Here is a 13,925-nt window from a genome sequence, read left to right on the forward strand (position 1 = left end):
GGCCTGAGAATGCCTTGCAGAACGCACCGGCCCGCCGGCAGATTTGGAGACGACCCATATGATACCTCGCTCGCTGGCCATCCCGAAAACGTGGAAAACCTTCAATCCGGCAAGTTTCTTTTCCGCCTTCGGTTACCCGGCACTTGGCGTCGCCCTTTTTACCACGATGGTCGTGCTCGGGATCGCGCTCAGCGAGTTGACCCTGCACTGGTGGTATTTTCCGCTGGCCTTTGGCGTGACCGCATTTTCGGTGTTCCTGTGTAATGCCGGGATTGGCCCGCTTCACCGTATCCTGCAGCACCGGGCGGGTGAGCTGAAAGCCCCGGCCCAGTTCATCACCATGCTGAACCTGGTCTTTGCCATGCAGGGCAATGTGAAGGACTGGGTGAATTACCATTCCCAGCATCACCGCTTTGCCGATGCGCCCGGCGACCCTCACAACCCGTTTGAATCCAAGCGCTGGGCATGGGTCGGCTGGATCCTGTGGCGCGACAGGAAGGATATGGAGCGTCCGATCCCCATGTGGCTGAAGGACCAGCCCGTGATTGTCTGGATGGACCGGTTCTACAATGAGCTGAGCCTTGTCGTGCATCTGCTGATTCCGGCCGTTATCTACCTGATCGTCTGGGCGGCAGGCGGATCGCTCGTGCTGACAGCGATCATCCATGCCAGCGTCGTCATTGGCCGCGCGATCCAGTTCCACGCCACCGTGTACGGCATCAACGTGCTGGGCCACCTGAAAACGCCGATCTGGGCCGATCACCTGATGGCGCTCCTGACTGGTGGTGAAGCATTCCACGACCATCACCATGATGCGCCGCAAAGCGCCCTTCACCGTCCGCGCAAAGGCGTCTGGAACCGTATCGTGGATTATAACGGCACGATGCTGCTCGCCCTCGAAAAGATCGGCTGGGCCAAGAATCTGAAAATTGCACCGCAATTTGCCTGACGCTTTTGCGACGCCCTGATGGAAAGCCCGCCTTGCAAAAGGCGGGCTTTTTCTTGTCTTCGGCACAGGTCGGCCACAGGCGCGCCCTAATCTTCGGTAATGTTTGCCTCCATCAAAGGCTGGGGAGCCGAAGCAAATGGGAAGGGACGCCCCGATGAAATCCACACTCGTGACACTCGCCATGACTGGCCTCAGCCTCGCCATGGTCCTGCCTGCTGCCGCCAAGCCGGCGCCGACACCTGCCCCTACGGCCGGGTCGGTCCACTCCTACATCCTGCTGGACCGGACCGGTTCAATGAGCGGCATCTGGGACGAAGCCCTCGGATCCGTGAACGCCTATGCCGCCAGCGTGGGGGAAGCCGATGAAGGCGAAATCGAAGGCGCCGACATCAAGACCGCCGTGACACTTGCCGTATTCGACTATCAGGAATCCCTGCAATTCGATGTCCTGCGCAAGGATGTTCCGGCGGAAAAATGGACCGACGTCACCAATGACGAAGCCAATCCGCGCGGCATGACGCCGCTGTTCGATGCCATTGGCCGGGTCATCTCGCTGGCCGAAGCCGACAAGCCGGAAAAGGCCGTGATCGTCATCATGACGGACGGCCATGAGAATTCGTCAAAGGAGATCACCCGCGATGGGGCGAAAGCCGCGCTTGACCGGGCCAAGGCCAATGGCTGGGAAGTCGTCTTTCTGGGGGCTGAGTTTGCAAGCTTCGGAGACGCGGACGCAGTCGGCATGAGTGCCTCCAAGACAATGGCTGTCGGCCAGGGCCGCATGCAGGATTCCATGTCGGCACTTGCAAAGAAGTCCCGCGCCTATGGCAAGGGCGAAGAAGCCGAGATTGTCTTTGACGATGCCGACCGCGCCGCTGCCGATGAAGAAGGCGTGAAAGAGCGTAAAGGCCAGTAACAGGGTTCGGGGCGGTCCAGCCTTCCCGTCACCCGCCCTGATGATGAAAGCCCGTTCTGCCCGAGCGGGCTTTCTGATTTGCGGAATACACACAGAGAAAAGCCCGCCCGGATCGCTCCGGACGGGCTTTATTCATTGCCGTGCCGAAGGGCTCAGCGCGGGGCCATGCGGATGGCACCGTCAAGGCGTACGTCTTCACCGTTGAAATAGGCGTTGCGGCACATTTCCGTGGCGAGCGAGGCGTATTCTTCCGGATTGCCGAGGCGGGCAGGATGCGGCACCTGCGCGCCGAGCGCCTGCTTCACGGGCTCTGGCGCTGCGGCCAGAAGCGGCGTGTTGAAGATGCCCGGCAGGATTGTGTTGACGCGGATGAATTCGCGGCTGAGGTCGCGGGCGATTGGCAGGGTCATGCCGACAACGCCGCCCTTGGAGGCGGAATAGGCCGCCTGGCCGATCTGGCCATCTTCAGCGGCAACCGAAGCGGTGTTGACGATTGCGCCGCGCTCGCCGTCAATCGGGTCCAGCGTCATCATTCCGGCAGCCGATTTGGCGATGCAGCGGAATGTGCCGACCAGGTTGATCTGGATAATCAGGTTGAACTTGTCGAGCGGGAAGTGGCTGATCTCGCCCGTGTTCTTGTCGCGGCTGGCGGTCTTGATGGCGTTGCCTGTGCCGGCGCAGTTGATCAGGATGCGTTCCTGGCCGATGGCCGCGCGCGATTTCTCGAAGCCGGCATCAACCGAGGCGTCATCAGTGACGTTGACATTGCAGAAGACGCCGCCAAGCTCTTTGGCGAGTGCTTCGCCCTTCTCGGCGTTGAGGTCAAAAAGGGCGACCTTCACGCCATGGCTGGCAAGCATTCTGGCGGTTGCGGCGCCAAGGCCGGATGCGCCACCTGTAATGACGGCTGAGATACTGGAATCGAGTTTCATGGGGCACTGCCCTCCCTGGTTTTCGTAAACTGAGACCCGTGTCTATAATGGTCTGAGGAGTTCGCAATGAGTGACGCAGCGGAAATTATTCAAACGATCAAGGGACGGGACGGAACGTACCTGCCAAAAAGCATAGAGCGGAATGAGCGCCTGGCCCGCGGAGTTATCCCCAAACTGATGCGGGTGATTGGCCGGGTGCCGTTTGCAGATGATCTCGTTGCGGCCTGGTATGCGGCGCGCGACCCGCTGACGCCGATGAAGGCGAAGGCCGTGCTGTTTGCTGCGGTGGCCTATTTCGTCATGCCGGTTGATGCCTTGCCTGACATTGTTGTCGGCCTCGGTTTCACGGATGATGCCACAGTGCTGGCGACGGCGCTGGGCGTGGTTGGCATGTATGTGAAGGAGCGTCACCGGCGCATGGCGCGGCGACTGCTACGGCTGCCGGAGCCGGTCAAGCAGGCAGAATAAGCCGGCATGACGGGGGGCGAGATATCCTTGTATGGCGCTCTGGCGCTCGGCGCGCTTTACGGCGCGGGCTTTTGCTATCGCGACAAGGGGCCGGCCGGGCTTGTGGTCAAGACGGGATCCACGGCATTGCTGGCGCTCTGGGCCTATCTGGCAGGCGGGCCAGCCCTGCTCGTTGTGGCGCTGGCATTGAGTTCGCTGGGCGACCTGTTCCTGGCGCTGGAGGGTGAGCACTGGCTGAAGCCCGGCATGGCGGCCTTCTTCCTGGCACATGTTGCCTATGTGGTTCTGTTCTGGGAGCTGGCATCGGAAGAGCGAACGCTGCCGGTCCTGGCGGCGCAGGTTGTGCTCGTGTTTGGCGGGGCGTTTTTCGTGCGCTGGCTGTCACCGTATCTGGGGGCCATGCGGGTGCCGGTCTTTGCCTATGCAGCCGTCATCCTTGTGATGGGCGCGGCGGCCCTGCGGCTTGATACGGCCTACTGGCTGGTCACGCTGGGGGCGGTCATGTTCATTGCTTCCGATGCGATCCTGTCGCTGCAGCTGTTCCGCAAGCCGGCAGACGAGCCCGCGGGTATCGCGCCCTCGCTTGCGGTCTGGTTCCTCTATTTCGGCGGGCAGGCCCTGATTGCGTGGGGAATGCTCGGCGCGGCGCTGTAGTGCTTGCGTGAACTTTACAGCAGTTCGGGCGTTTGTGGTGCAGAACCTCATGAGAAGCTGCGAGGATCCCGATGTCGCATCAAGCCATTCACAGCCGCGTTGAAGGCCGCGGCTCCCGCCTTTCCGAATATTGGCCGCTGGCCGCTCTGCTGGGAGTGAGCGCACTGGCCGCCGGTGCCATTGTTGCCGGATTTGGCGGCGGCGTTCGGACATTCATGCACGCCTATATGGGACTTTTCCTGTCAGTGTTCGCGCTGCTGAAACTCTTTGACCTGGAGGGGTTTAAGGACGGGTTTGCGATGTACGACCTGGCTGCACGCCGGACCTCGGCATGGGGGTACGTCTATCCCTTCGTCGAACTCGCACTTGGCCTGGCTTATCTCGCCTTCTTCCTGCCCGCGCTGACCTATCTGGTGACGATCCTGGTCTTTTCCTTTGGCGCTGTCGGTGTGGTACTGGCATTGCGGCGCGGGCTGGACATTGATTGCCCCTGCATGGGGAACATTCTCAGCGTGCCCTTGTCCACGGTGACACTGACCGAAGACCTCGGCATGGTCGCGATGGCGCTGATGCTGCTCGTGATGTGAGGCGGCCTAGCGCGGCTTGTCGCCATCCACCGTGGCACGGCGCATGTGGCGGCGGTGGCCGTGATAGTCGTTGAGGGCATAGTGCCAGACGCAGCGATTGTCCCACATCGTCACATCGCCCGCCTGCCAGCGCACGCGGCAGGTGTTGCGCTCTTCCTTTGATACTTCGAACAGGTAGTTCAGCAGGGGGCGGCTTTCCCTGCGGCTCCAGCCGGCAAAGCGCAGCGTGAAGGCCGGGTTGATGAAGAGGCCCTTGCGGCCGGTTTCCGGATGGGTGCGAATGACGGGATGTTCGTATTCCGGCGCGTCCGGGGCGGCGGTCGCATCCATGGACTGACGCACGGCGGCGGAATAGCCGTCAGCGCCGTATTCCCTGCTGGCGGTGTGGATGGCTGTCATGCCGCCGAGCGTTTTCTGCAGGCCGGGTGAGAGGCGGTCATAAGCGGCCTGCTGGTCGGCGAAAAGCGTGTCGCCGCCATAAGGCGGCACTTCAAGCGCATGCAGGATGGAGCCAAGTGCGGGCTCTTCAAGGAAGCTCATGTCGGAATGCCAGCCGCCGCCGAAATTGGTCTTTTCCTCGGGTTCCTTGATGATTTCCAGCAATTCCGGGTGATCCTCCATGCCTTTGACATAGGGATGGATGTTCAGCGTGCCGAAGCGGCGGGCAAAGGCCTTGTGCTGGTCCGGCGTCAGGCCGTTCTGGCCACGCAGGACGATGACCTTATGGTCGAGAAAGGCCTGATGAATGGCGTCGAATTCCGCGTTTGACAGGTCGGATGTCAGGTCTGCGCCGTGGATGACTGCGCCGAGTGTGCCGGTGAGAGGCTGGATGGTGATGCTCATGGGGCAAGTGAACCATTCGCGCGCAGGCAGTGCAAGATTGTCATTTGCACGGCCCCGCGAAATATGAGACAGACGCGGCGGGCCACATGCCCCCAACGGCATGCAGCCTATCTGTGAGGATAGGAGTAAAACAGATGACGACGACCGCCAAACCCGGCGTGCTGCCAGCATGTCCGCATTTTTCTTCCGGCCCGACTGCCAAGCGTCCCGGATTTTCCCTGCAAAAACTCGAAACCGCCGCTCTTGGCCGTTCGCACCGTTCAGGCGATGCGAAAAAGAAGCTGAAGGCCGCAATTGACCGCTCCAAGGCGATCCTCGGCATTCCCGATGATTACCGTGTGGCCATCGTGCCCGCGTCCGACACGGGCGCCGTCGAGATGTGCATGTGGTCCATGCTGGGCCCGAAACCGGTGGACGTGTTCGCCTGGGAAAGCTTTGGCCAGGACTGGGTAACCGATGCCGTCAAGCAGCTGAAGCTGAACGATTGCAATACCCATGTCGGCGATTATGGCGTCCTGCCGGATTTCGCGAAAGTCCGCGACGATGCCGACATTATCTTCACCTGGAACGGTACGACGTCCGGGGTGCGCGTTGCCAATGCCGACTGGATCAGACCGAACCCCGACCGTGTTGTGATCTGCGATGCGACCTCCGCCGCCTTCGCGCAGGACATTGAATGGGAAAAGCTCGATGTGGTCACCTATAGCTGGCAGAAATGCCTTGGCGGAGAAGCCGCGCACGGCATGCTGGTGCTGAGCCCGCGCGCCGTTGCCCGTCTCGAAAACTATACGCCTGACCGTCCGCTGCCGAAACTCTTCCGCATGACCAAGGGTGGCAAGCTGGACGAGGCCCTGTTCGAGGGTGCGACGATCAACACGCCGTCGATGCTGTGTGTGGAGGACTATCTCCAGGCGCTCGACTGGTGTGAAAGCCTGGGCGGATGGAAGGGGCTTCAGAAGCGTTCTGATGAGAGCCTCGGCATCCTGACGGACTGGGTCGCGAAGACCGACTGGGTCGATTTCCTGTGCGCGGACGCAACCGTTCGCTCGAACACTGGCGTGACGTTCAGGATCGTCGATCCGCGCGTTGCGGGCATGGACGAGGATGGCCAGCGTGATTTCGTCAAGCGCATGATGAAGCGTCTCGAAAAGGAAAACGCCTGCTTCGACGCCGCCGGCTATGCCAAGGCCCCTCCGGGCCTGCGCATCTGGTGCGGCGGATCGGTGGAGCCGTCGAACGTGGCGGCCCTGACGCCATGGCTCGACTGGGCTTTCACTGAAGAAGTCGCCAGCCTCTGACTGCGAATGCCTGTGTCCGCCCTGACGGACTGGAAAATGGCCATGACCGTGACCCTGCGCCCCGCCACGCTTGCTGACGTGCCTCACTTTGCCCGGTGGGATACGCAGCCGCATGTCATCCGCGCCACAAGTGACGATCCGGATGCGGATGTCGCCTTTGAGGATGCTGTCTGGGCCGAGGAAATCGGCAGTGATGATCCGGCCAGCACCTACTATGTCGCCGAGCTGGGCGGCCGCCCCGTCGGCGCCATGCAGGTGATCGACCCGGCGCTGGAGCGGACGCACTACTGGGGCGCTGACTGCCCGCAGAACCTGCGCGCCATGGATATCTGGATTGGCGAACCGGACTGTCTCGGCAAGGGCCTTGGAACACGGATGATGACGCTCGCCATCGATCAGGCCTTTGCCGACCCGAACGTCGGGGCGATCCTTATCGATCCCCTTGCCTCAAATACACGCGCCCATCGCTTTTACCGGCGGTTGGGATTCACCTTCGTGGAGCAGCGCTTCTTCGATGAAGACGATTGCTTCGTTTACAGACTGAACCGCGCCGGCTGGCGCAATGGAGCCTGAAATGCCTAAAGTCCTTATCGGAGACAAACTCTCCCCCGCCGCCGTGGAGATTTTCCACGCCCGCGGTATCGAAACCGTCACAAAGACCGGCCTGAACACGGAAGACCTGATCAAGGAAATCCCGGGTTATGACGGCCTTGTCGTCCGCTCGGCCTGCAAGCCGAATGCTGAGGTCATGGCGGCCGCCACGAACCTGAAAGTTATCGGCCGCGCCGGTATCGGCGTCGATAATATCGACATCAAGGCTGCGACGGCCAAGGGCGTCGTGGTGATGAACACGCCTTTCGGCAACGCGATCACCACGGCGGAGCACGCCATTGCGATGATGTTTGCCGCGGCCCGCCAGATCCCTGCCGCCAACGCGGAGACGCAGGCCGGAAAATGGCCGAAATCCGGCTATATGGGCATCGAGGTTTCCTACAAGACACTCGGCCTGATCGGCTGCGGCAATATTGGCAGCCGGGTCGCGGAGCGCGCTATCGGCCTGAAGATGAAAGTTGCCGCCTATGATCCGTTCCTTACGCAAGAGCGGGCTGTCGAACTGGGGGTCGAGAAAGTGGAGCTGGACGAGCTGCTGAAGCGCGCCGACGTCATCACGCTGCATGTGCCGCTGACCGACCAGACCCGTAACGTGCTGTCGCGTGAGAACCTGGCGAAAACCAAAAAGGGTCTGATCCTGGTCAACTGCGCGCGCGGTGGGCTGGTTGATGAGGAGGCCGTCGCCGAAATGCTGGAAAGCGGGCATCTGGCCGGTGCGGCATTTGACGTGTTTGCCGTCGAGCCAGCCAAGGAGAATGTTCTCTTCGGCAAGCCGAACTTCATCGCCACGCCGCATCTCGGTGCGGCGACCAATGAAGCCCAGGAAAATGTGGCGCTTCAGGTGGCGGAGCAGATGTCGGACTATCTCCTGTCCGGCGCGGTGACCAATGCGCTGAACATGCCGTCGATAACGGCGGAGGAAGCCCCGCGCATCAAGCCGTTTGCGGGCCTTGCCGAGAAGCTGGGCTCGTTTGCCGGCCAGATTTCGGACTTTGGCTATGATGAAGTGGTCATCGAGTATGAGGGCGAAGTGGCAGACCTCAACCGCAAGCCGCTGACGGCGGCATTGCTGGCCGGCCTGCTGCGTGCCTCGCGCGGCGATGTGAACATGGTGTCTGCGCCTGCCATCCTGGCTGACAGCGGGGTCAAGCTGACCGAGACCAAGACTGAGGCGAGCCCGGTCTATGACAGCCTGATCCGCGTCAAGGTGAAGACCAAGGCGACCAAAAACGCGCCGGAAGGCGGCTGGCGCACGCTGGCGGGTACGATCATTGCCGGCCAGCCGCGTATCGTGGAAGTGAAGGGCATGGCGCTGGAGGGCGACTTTTCGCCCGTTACGCTCTATGTGAACAATCTCGACAAGCCGGGCTTTATCGGCGCGCTGGGCCAGATGCTGGGCGAAGCAAAGGTCAATATCGCGACCTTCCATCTTGGCCGTACATCGGCAGGCGGCGAGGCTATTGCCCTGATCGGGATCGATTCGGTTCCTGCTGATGCGCTGATGGACAAGCTCGAGACGCTGCCGCAGGTCCGGTATGCGAAAGTGCTGACATTCTAGGCCTTGTCGGCCCGAATAATTCTAATGCAAACAAGGCGGGCTGCCGGTAGGACAGCCCGCCCTTCAATTGAGGGCGCAGGACGTGGTCGTGCCGCTCCTGGCCAGTACGCCTCGACCTTGAAACGGCAGAAATGTTCGGCAGGCGTGTCGCAGAAGCCACCCTGCGCCGGGTTCGCGCCGGGGCATGACGGAACCGTCTTGACGACAACGGGTTTAAGCCCTTGGTCAGTCCGCACACGCCTACCAGGGGAATCATGCATGCATCGCGTCTATCTCAGCATTCTCGCCTCTTTCGCAATGGCGGGAACGGCGTTCGCCGACCTCCTGGATGAGGCGCGCGTCGGGGTCATGCAGCACAATGTGTGCGTGACCGACTGTAACAATGCCGACAAGGAAGACGGACCGAATATCAGCGCCGAACTGGTGTTCAAGTCGCCGGACTTCCTGTCGGTCGTCCTTGCGCCGCGGCCCTATGTGATGGGTAGTCTCAATACTTCGGGCAATACGAGCTATGGCGCGGCAGGACTGATCTGGAATTTCAGCCTGACCGAGCGGCTGTCCTTCGAGCCGGGCGTGGGATACGCGTTGCATGACGGCGCCCTGGAAAGCCCGTTTCCGCAGGGCGATCCGCAAGGCGACGCGTTCACGTCCAATCATGTCCTCCTCGGCTCGGAAGACCTGTTCCGGACATCGCTGGCCCTCAATTATGCGATCAGTGACCGGTGGGGCGCGCAGGTCCTGTATGAGCACCTCAGTCATGGCCAGATACTCGGCAATGGTCGCAACCAGGGGCTCGACAATGTCGGCCTGCGGGTGACTTACGCGCTGGGGAACTAGGCGGCAGGACGCATTGGCGTAGCGACACCCCTTGCGCTGAGGCCGGTTCCTGACACTCTCCTGTGAAAAATATCATCAGGAGGAAGTTATGCCAGACAAGCATGTTGTGGTGATCGGTGCGGGCCTTGGCGGCCTGACAGCTGCGATCAAGCTGCAGGAAGCCGGATACGATTTCACCCTGCTGGAGCAGGGTGATCGTGTCGGCGGTACATGGGCAGCGAACACGTATCCCGGTTGTGCCTGTGACGTGCAGGTGGCGCTCTACCAGCTCTCCTTCGCCCAATCCATGGTGTGGACCAGGCTCTATCCGTTGCAGGCCGAGATCCAGGCCTATGCCGAGGAAATCACCGACCGCTTCCAGTTGCGCCCCAGGCTCCACCTGAATGAAGGTGCCGCCAGTGCAGTCTGGAGTGATGCGGACAGGATGTGGACCGTGACCACGACCAAGGGGCGCGTGATTGAAGCCGATGCCGTGATCGGTGCCCTTGGCCAGCTCAACCGTCCATTCTGGCCTGACATTCCCGGGCTCGACACGTTCAAGGGGCCGAAAATGCATTCGGCTGGCTGGGATCATTCGGTGGATTTCAAGGGCAAGCGTGTGGGCGTCGTGGGCTCGGCGGCGAGCGCCGTTCAGCTCATCCCGCAGGTGGCGATCGAGGCCTCCAATGTGGGGGTCTTCCAGCGCTCGGCCAACTGGATGATCCCGCGCAATGACCGGGAAATTCCGCCGGAAGAACTGGCGCTGATGTTCACGATTCCGGAAAAGGCAGCTGAGTTCGCCGCGCTGAACCGCAAGATCATCTACGAAAATGCCGACTATTTCTTCTGGCAGGCCTTCCAGTGGACACCGGAAGGGCGTGCTTTCTTCACGCGCCAGGCGACCGATCACCTCAACGCACAGATCCCCGATCCGGAGCTGCGCAGGAAACTGACGCCGGACTATCCTGTCGGCTGCCGGCGCATCCTCATCGCGGATGACTTCTATCCGACGCTGATGCGTGACAATGTCGACCTGATTACCGACCCCATCGCGGAAATTGTGCCTGAGGGTATTCGCACCGGGGATGGCGAACTGCATGAATACGACATTCTCGTCTTCGCGACCGGGTTCGAGACAACCGGCTGGCACTGGTCTGTCGATGTTGTGGGGCAGGGGGGCGTGTCAATTGAAGAGGCCTGGTCTGACGGACCTGAGGCCTATCTCGGCATCACGGTCGCGGGTTTCCCGAACTTCTTCGTCCTCTACGGCCCCAACACCAATCTCGGGCACAATTCGATCACCTTCATGCTCGAACGCCAGGTCGAGTATACGATTGAGGCCCTTGGCAAGCTCGAAGAGGCCGGCGCGGCGGCGATGGCCCCGAACCGGGCCGTGCAGGACAGGTTCAACAAGGACCTTCAGGCCCGTCTCGGCAAGACAGTCTGGGCCGATCCTGCCTGCAACAGCTGGTACAAGACCGAGAATGGCCGGATCACCCAGAACTGGGCCGATCACACCCGTGCCTATGCCGACGCCGTCGCAGCTGTCGACCTCAAGGACTATGATCTCGTCAGGTAGGCTCGAAAGTGCGCAAAACGCGCCCGAAAACAGCGTCTGGCCCCTTGCTTTTCGGGCCAGACTCCTGCCCTTGTCGCGGCGGCTGAACACGGGAGCAGAGCATGTCAGGCGTCGTCGTCGTAGGTGCCCAATGGGGCGATGAAGGAAAAGGCAAGATTGTCGACTGGCTGTCGAGCCGGGCCGATGTCGTCGTGCGCTTCCAGGGCGGACACAATGCCGGCCACACGCTGGTCATCGACGGCAAGGTGTTCAAGCTGGCGCTGCTGCCATCGGGCCTGGTGCGCGGCGGCAAGCTGTCGGTCATTGGCAATGGCGTGGTGGTTGACCCGTGGCACATGCTGACGGAGATCGATGGCATCCGGGCGCAGGGCGTCGAGGTGACGCCCGAAAACCTGATCCTTGCAGACAATGCGTCGCTGATCCTGCCCTGGCACAAGGATATTGACGCCGCGCGCGAAGGCGCACTTGGCGCGGCGCAGATCGGTACCACCAAGCGGGGCATCGGCCCGGCCTATGAAGACCGTGTCGGACGCCGGGCAATCCGCGTGGCCGATCTGGCTGACCCGGCGGCCCTCGACATGAAAATCGAACGCCTGCTGGCGCATCACCGTCCGCTGCGGATCGGCCTCGACCTGCCAGAGCCGGACGGCGTGCAACTGAAGGCCGACCTTCTCAGGATCGCGCCGCAAATCCTCGCCTATGCGCAGCCTGTGTGGAAACTGCTCGATGAACAGGTCCGGCGCGGCCGCCGCATCCTGTTTGAAGGGGCCCAGGGGGTCATGCTCGATGTTGACCATGGCACCTATCCCTTTGTCACTTCGTCGAATGTGGTTGCCGGGAATGCCTCTGCCGGTTCGGGCGTGGGCCCCGGGGCGATCTCCTATGTGCTGGGCCTTGCCAAGGCCTATACAACCCGTGTCGGCGCCGGGCCCTTCCCGACTGAACTCCACGATGAAATCGGCGAACGCCTGGGCCGAATCGGGCGCGAAGTCGGCGTCAATACCGGCCGGGCGCGCCGCTGCGGCTGGTTTGACAGTGTCATGGTGCGCCAGGCCTGCGCCACGAGCGGTGTGACGGGGCTGGCACTGACCAAGCTGGATGTGCTTGACGGGTTCGACGAGATCAAGGTCTGTGTTGCCTATCGGCTGAATGGCAGGGAAATCGACCATTACCCGGCCGGACTGACCGATCAGGCAGCGGTGGAACCGGTGTATGAAACCATCCCCGGATGGCAGGGATCGACGGCCGGTGCGCGCAGCTGGGCCGATCTTCCGGCTGAGGCTGTCAAATATGTCCGCAGGCTGGAAGAGCTTGTCGGGAAGCCCTGCGCCCTGGTCTCGACATCGCCAGAACGCGAGGACGTGATCCTTATGCGGGACCCGTTTGAGGCCTGATCGAGGGGAAATCCCTTATTGCAACGGACAGTCCCGGCAGGTTAGCTGATTGCAGCGAAACCATGCGAGGCCTGTCATGATGCGGATCAGAATTGTCGCTGCAGCCATGCTTTGTTGTCTGTTGGCGGCCTGCGCCTTTGGATCGTACAAGGCCCTGATCCCATCTGAAGCGGTTGTCCTGCCACTTGGCACAGCGTCCAGTGCGGCAACCTATATTCAGAACGCCAACGACCCGGCGCGCTGGGACGAGGTGACAGCGGACGGCGGTCCCGAGTCATTCGACATTCGCCAGGAGGGATATGGCTACTGGCTGGATTCGGATTCGTGGCTGGTGTTCGCGCAACTGGACGGCTCAGCCGACGAATACCTGATGCAGGTGGCGCTGCCCGACGAAGCAATCGAAGGCGGCTACGTATACAGTTATGCCGTTGGCAAACTGGTCGGCAGCAAACTTTACGTGAAAATCCCCGATTGCGACGACCTGTCGATTGATACGATGAATGCGCTCGGCCTCGACGCTGAATGCGAGATCAGCTCTTATGCAGACCTCCAGCGGGTGATTGCGGAGACGAAGGATGCTGCGGGTTATTCGACCTACTACCTGTTGCGCTGATCAGCGCATACGCAGACTCCCTTAGTGACTTGGGGCAACCAAATTGGCCTGATGGCGTCAGTTACGATGCCTCAGGAGCACCCACGCCATGTCAAACACGCCCCATGAACTTGCTGAAGAATTTCCGGAACTGGCAGACAGGATCCACGAACTCAAAGTGTCGAACCCGCATTTTGCGCGCCTGGCAGACGAGTATCATGATGTGAACCGCCATATTCACCGGCATGAGTCAGGCATTCAGCCAGCCAGCGAGACCCATGAGACAGAACTGCGCAAACGCCGGATCGTGCTCAAGGACGAAATCTATGCAATGCTGAAATCATGAAGATCTGACACCGCGTTCCGCCGCACAGGCCGGTGTGGAAACGGTGGCGACCTTCAATCGTTGGAATCACTGTCATCCTCGTCAGAATCCTGCGGTGTGGCCGTGTAGCTGGCCGCCTCCGGTTCACTGCCGAGGATGATATTGTCACCGCCCTTGAAATGATCGACGGGCGTGTCCCGATCCGGTGCATGCGGGCCCTCGCCGGGCAACATCTGGGCCCGACGGTGATTGGCCGCCGTTTCAATCTGATCGGCTTCGGCGGGCGAAGTGTGCGGGCGTGCTTCGGCATCCAGAGTCTTGCGGGGCATCCTGTTTCTCCTCTTGCCGGATCAACGGGCGCTGCAAAAGATCGTTCCCATGCTATGAACCGCGCGGGGAGGGTGG

16 protein-coding genes are annotated in these 13,925 nt (G+C 61.4%); 13 read left to right on the forward strand and 3 right to left on the reverse strand.

All coding sequences use genetic code 11. The features are described from left to right. Positions 1–58: 58 nt before the first annotated feature. Positions 59–949 carry an acyl-CoA desaturase gene (locus tag ACQ66M_RS09930; RefSeq protein WP_430403557.1) on the forward strand — a complete coding sequence of 297 codons (891 nt, stop codon included), beginning with the start codon at positions 59–61 and terminating at the stop codon, positions 947–949. Between the two features lie 154 nt (positions 950–1,103). Continuing rightward, positions 1,104–1,862 (forward strand): vWA domain-containing protein, encoded by a 759-nt coding sequence (locus ACQ66M_RS09935; RefSeq protein ID WP_350170483.1) that lies wholly within the window; start codon positions 1,104–1,106, stop codon positions 1,860–1,862. Between the two features lie 152 nt (positions 1,863–2,014). Here ACQ66M_RS09935 and ACQ66M_RS09940 read toward each other — a convergent pair whose 3' ends face one another. Further along, the gene (locus ACQ66M_RS09940) at positions 2,015–2,794 is read right to left on the reverse strand and encodes an SDR family NAD(P)-dependent oxidoreductase (RefSeq protein WP_350170482.1); all 780 of its coding nucleotides are present in this window, start codon (positions 2,792–2,794) and stop codon (positions 2,015–2,017) included. A gap of 66 nt (positions 2,795–2,860) precedes the next feature. Between ACQ66M_RS09940 and ACQ66M_RS09945 the strand changes: the two genes are divergently transcribed. The 3 genes from ACQ66M_RS09945 (at position 2,861) to ACQ66M_RS09955 (ending at position 4,503) form a co-directional block, all read left to right on the forward strand. Further along, positions 2,861–3,262, forward strand: coding sequence for a YkvA family protein (locus ACQ66M_RS09945; RefSeq protein WP_350170481.1), 402 nt, complete (start codon positions 2,861–2,863; stop codon positions 3,260–3,262). Between the two features lie 6 nt (positions 3,263–3,268). Continuing rightward, the gene (locus ACQ66M_RS09950) at positions 3,269–3,916 is read left to right on the forward strand and encodes a lysoplasmalogenase (RefSeq protein WP_430403558.1); all 648 of its coding nucleotides are present in this window, start codon (positions 3,269–3,271) and stop codon (positions 3,914–3,916) included. Positions 3,917–4,071: 155 nt separating this feature from the next. Further along, a complete protein-coding gene (locus ACQ66M_RS09955) occupies positions 4,072–4,503 on the forward strand; it encodes a MauE/DoxX family redox-associated membrane protein (protein ID WP_430403560.1) in 432 nt (143 codons plus the stop codon). 6 nt (positions 4,504–4,509) lie between these two features. On the opposite strand, the gene ACQ66M_RS09960 is transcribed toward ACQ66M_RS09955, so the two are convergent. Then, positions 4,510–5,346, reverse strand: a complete 837-nt coding sequence (locus ACQ66M_RS09960) for a TauD/TfdA dioxygenase family protein (protein WP_430403562.1) — start codon at positions 5,344–5,346, stop codon at positions 4,510–4,512. A 134-nt stretch (positions 5,347–5,480) separates the two neighbouring features. On the opposite strand from ACQ66M_RS09960, the gene ACQ66M_RS09965 reads away from it, so the two are divergent. The 8 genes from ACQ66M_RS09965 (at position 5,481) to ACQ66M_RS10000 (ending at position 13,541) form a co-directional block, all read left to right on the forward strand. Continuing rightward, positions 5,481–6,644 (forward strand): phosphoserine transaminase, encoded by a 1,164-nt coding sequence (locus tag ACQ66M_RS09965; RefSeq protein ID WP_430403564.1) that lies wholly within the window; start codon positions 5,481–5,483, stop codon positions 6,642–6,644. 42 nt (positions 6,645–6,686) lie between these two features. Beyond that, positions 6,687–7,217, forward strand: coding sequence for a GNAT family N-acetyltransferase (locus ACQ66M_RS09970; protein WP_430403566.1), 531 nt, complete (start codon positions 6,687–6,689; stop codon positions 7,215–7,217). A 1-nt stretch (position 7,218) separates the two neighbouring features. Continuing rightward, on the forward strand, positions 7,219–8,814 hold the full coding sequence (serA, locus tag ACQ66M_RS09975) for a phosphoglycerate dehydrogenase (RefSeq protein ID WP_350170475.1): 1,596 nt from the start codon (positions 7,219–7,221) through the stop codon (positions 8,812–8,814). Positions 8,815–9,072: 258 nt separating this feature from the next. After that, the gene (locus tag ACQ66M_RS09980; protein WP_430403568.1) at positions 9,073–9,651 is read left to right on the forward strand and encodes an acyloxyacyl hydrolase; all 579 of its coding nucleotides are present in this window, start codon (positions 9,073–9,075) and stop codon (positions 9,649–9,651) included. An 88-nt stretch (positions 9,652–9,739) separates the two neighbouring features. Beyond that, positions 9,740–11,209 carry a flavin-containing monooxygenase gene (locus ACQ66M_RS09985; RefSeq protein WP_430403570.1) on the forward strand — a complete coding sequence of 490 codons (1,470 nt, stop codon included), beginning with the start codon at positions 9,740–9,742 and terminating at the stop codon, positions 11,207–11,209. A gap of 101 nt (positions 11,210–11,310) precedes the next feature. Continuing rightward, entirely contained in the window at positions 11,311–12,603 is a 1,293-nt protein-coding gene (locus tag ACQ66M_RS09990; protein ID WP_350170472.1) for an adenylosuccinate synthase, read from the forward strand. 76 nt (positions 12,604–12,679) lie between these two features. After that, a complete protein-coding gene (locus tag ACQ66M_RS09995; protein WP_430403571.1) occupies positions 12,680–13,216 on the forward strand; it encodes a hypothetical protein in 537 nt (178 codons plus the stop codon). A gap of 88 nt (positions 13,217–13,304) precedes the next feature. Then, positions 13,305–13,541, forward strand: coding sequence for a YdcH family protein (locus tag ACQ66M_RS10000; protein WP_430403572.1), 237 nt, complete (start codon positions 13,305–13,307; stop codon positions 13,539–13,541). Positions 13,542–13,594: 53 nt separating this feature from the next. Here the strand turns inward: ACQ66M_RS10000 and ACQ66M_RS10005 are convergent, their stop codons facing one another. Then, on the reverse strand, positions 13,595–13,849 hold the full coding sequence (locus ACQ66M_RS10005) for a hypothetical protein (protein WP_350170469.1): 255 nt from the start codon (positions 13,847–13,849) through the stop codon (positions 13,595–13,597). Positions 13,850–13,925: the final 76 nt, after the last annotated feature.

Source organism: Hyphomonas sp. (assembly GCF_965284475.1).
In the GTDB taxonomy this organism is placed as follows: domain Bacteria; phylum Pseudomonadota; class Alphaproteobacteria; order Caulobacterales; family Hyphomonadaceae; genus Hyphomonas.

Excerpts from the sequence above, each read along its gene's own strand:
- ACQ66M_RS09940 (WP_350170482.1), bottom strand. The coding sequence starts at position 2,794 with ATGAAACTCGATTCCAGTATCTCAGCCGTCATTACAGGTGGCGCATCC.
- ACQ66M_RS09965 (WP_430403564.1), top strand. The coding sequence starts at position 5,481 with ATGACGACGACCGCCAAACCCGGCGTGCTGCCAGCATGTCCGCATTTT.
- ACQ66M_RS09960 (WP_430403562.1), bottom strand. The coding sequence starts at position 5,346 with ATGAGCATCACCATCCAGCCTCTCACCGGCACACTCGGCGCAGTCATC.
- ACQ66M_RS09945 (WP_350170481.1), top strand. The coding sequence starts at position 2,861 with ATGAGTGACGCAGCGGAAATTATTCAAACGATCAAGGGACGGGACGGA.
- ACQ66M_RS09980 (WP_430403568.1), top strand. The coding sequence starts at position 9,073 with ATGCATCGCGTCTATCTCAGCATTCTCGCCTCTTTCGCAATGGCGGGA.
- ACQ66M_RS09970 (WP_430403566.1), top strand. The coding sequence starts at position 6,687 with ATGACCGTGACCCTGCGCCCCGCCACGCTTGCTGACGTGCCTCACTTT.
- ACQ66M_RS10000 (WP_430403572.1), top strand. The coding sequence starts at position 13,305 with ATGTCAAACACGCCCCATGAACTTGCTGAAGAATTTCCGGAACTGGCA.
- ACQ66M_RS09985 (WP_430403570.1), top strand. The coding sequence starts at position 9,740 with ATGCCAGACAAGCATGTTGTGGTGATCGGTGCGGGCCTTGGCGGCCTG.
- ACQ66M_RS09990 (WP_350170472.1), top strand. The coding sequence starts at position 11,311 with ATGTCAGGCGTCGTCGTCGTAGGTGCCCAATGGGGCGATGAAGGAAAA.
- ACQ66M_RS09995 (WP_430403571.1), top strand. The coding sequence starts at position 12,680 with ATGATGCGGATCAGAATTGTCGCTGCAGCCATGCTTTGTTGTCTGTTG.
- ACQ66M_RS09950 (WP_430403558.1), top strand. The coding sequence starts at position 3,269 with ATGACGGGGGGCGAGATATCCTTGTATGGCGCTCTGGCGCTCGGCGCG.
- serA (WP_350170475.1), top strand. The coding sequence starts at position 7,219 with ATGCCTAAAGTCCTTATCGGAGACAAACTCTCCCCCGCCGCCGTGGAG.
- ACQ66M_RS09935 (WP_350170483.1), top strand. The coding sequence starts at position 1,104 with ATGAAATCCACACTCGTGACACTCGCCATGACTGGCCTCAGCCTCGCC.
- ACQ66M_RS10005 (WP_350170469.1), bottom strand. The coding sequence starts at position 13,849 with ATGCCCCGCAAGACTCTGGATGCCGAAGCACGCCCGCACACTTCGCCC.
- ACQ66M_RS09930 (WP_430403557.1), top strand. The coding sequence starts at position 59 with ATGATACCTCGCTCGCTGGCCATCCCGAAAACGTGGAAAACCTTCAAT.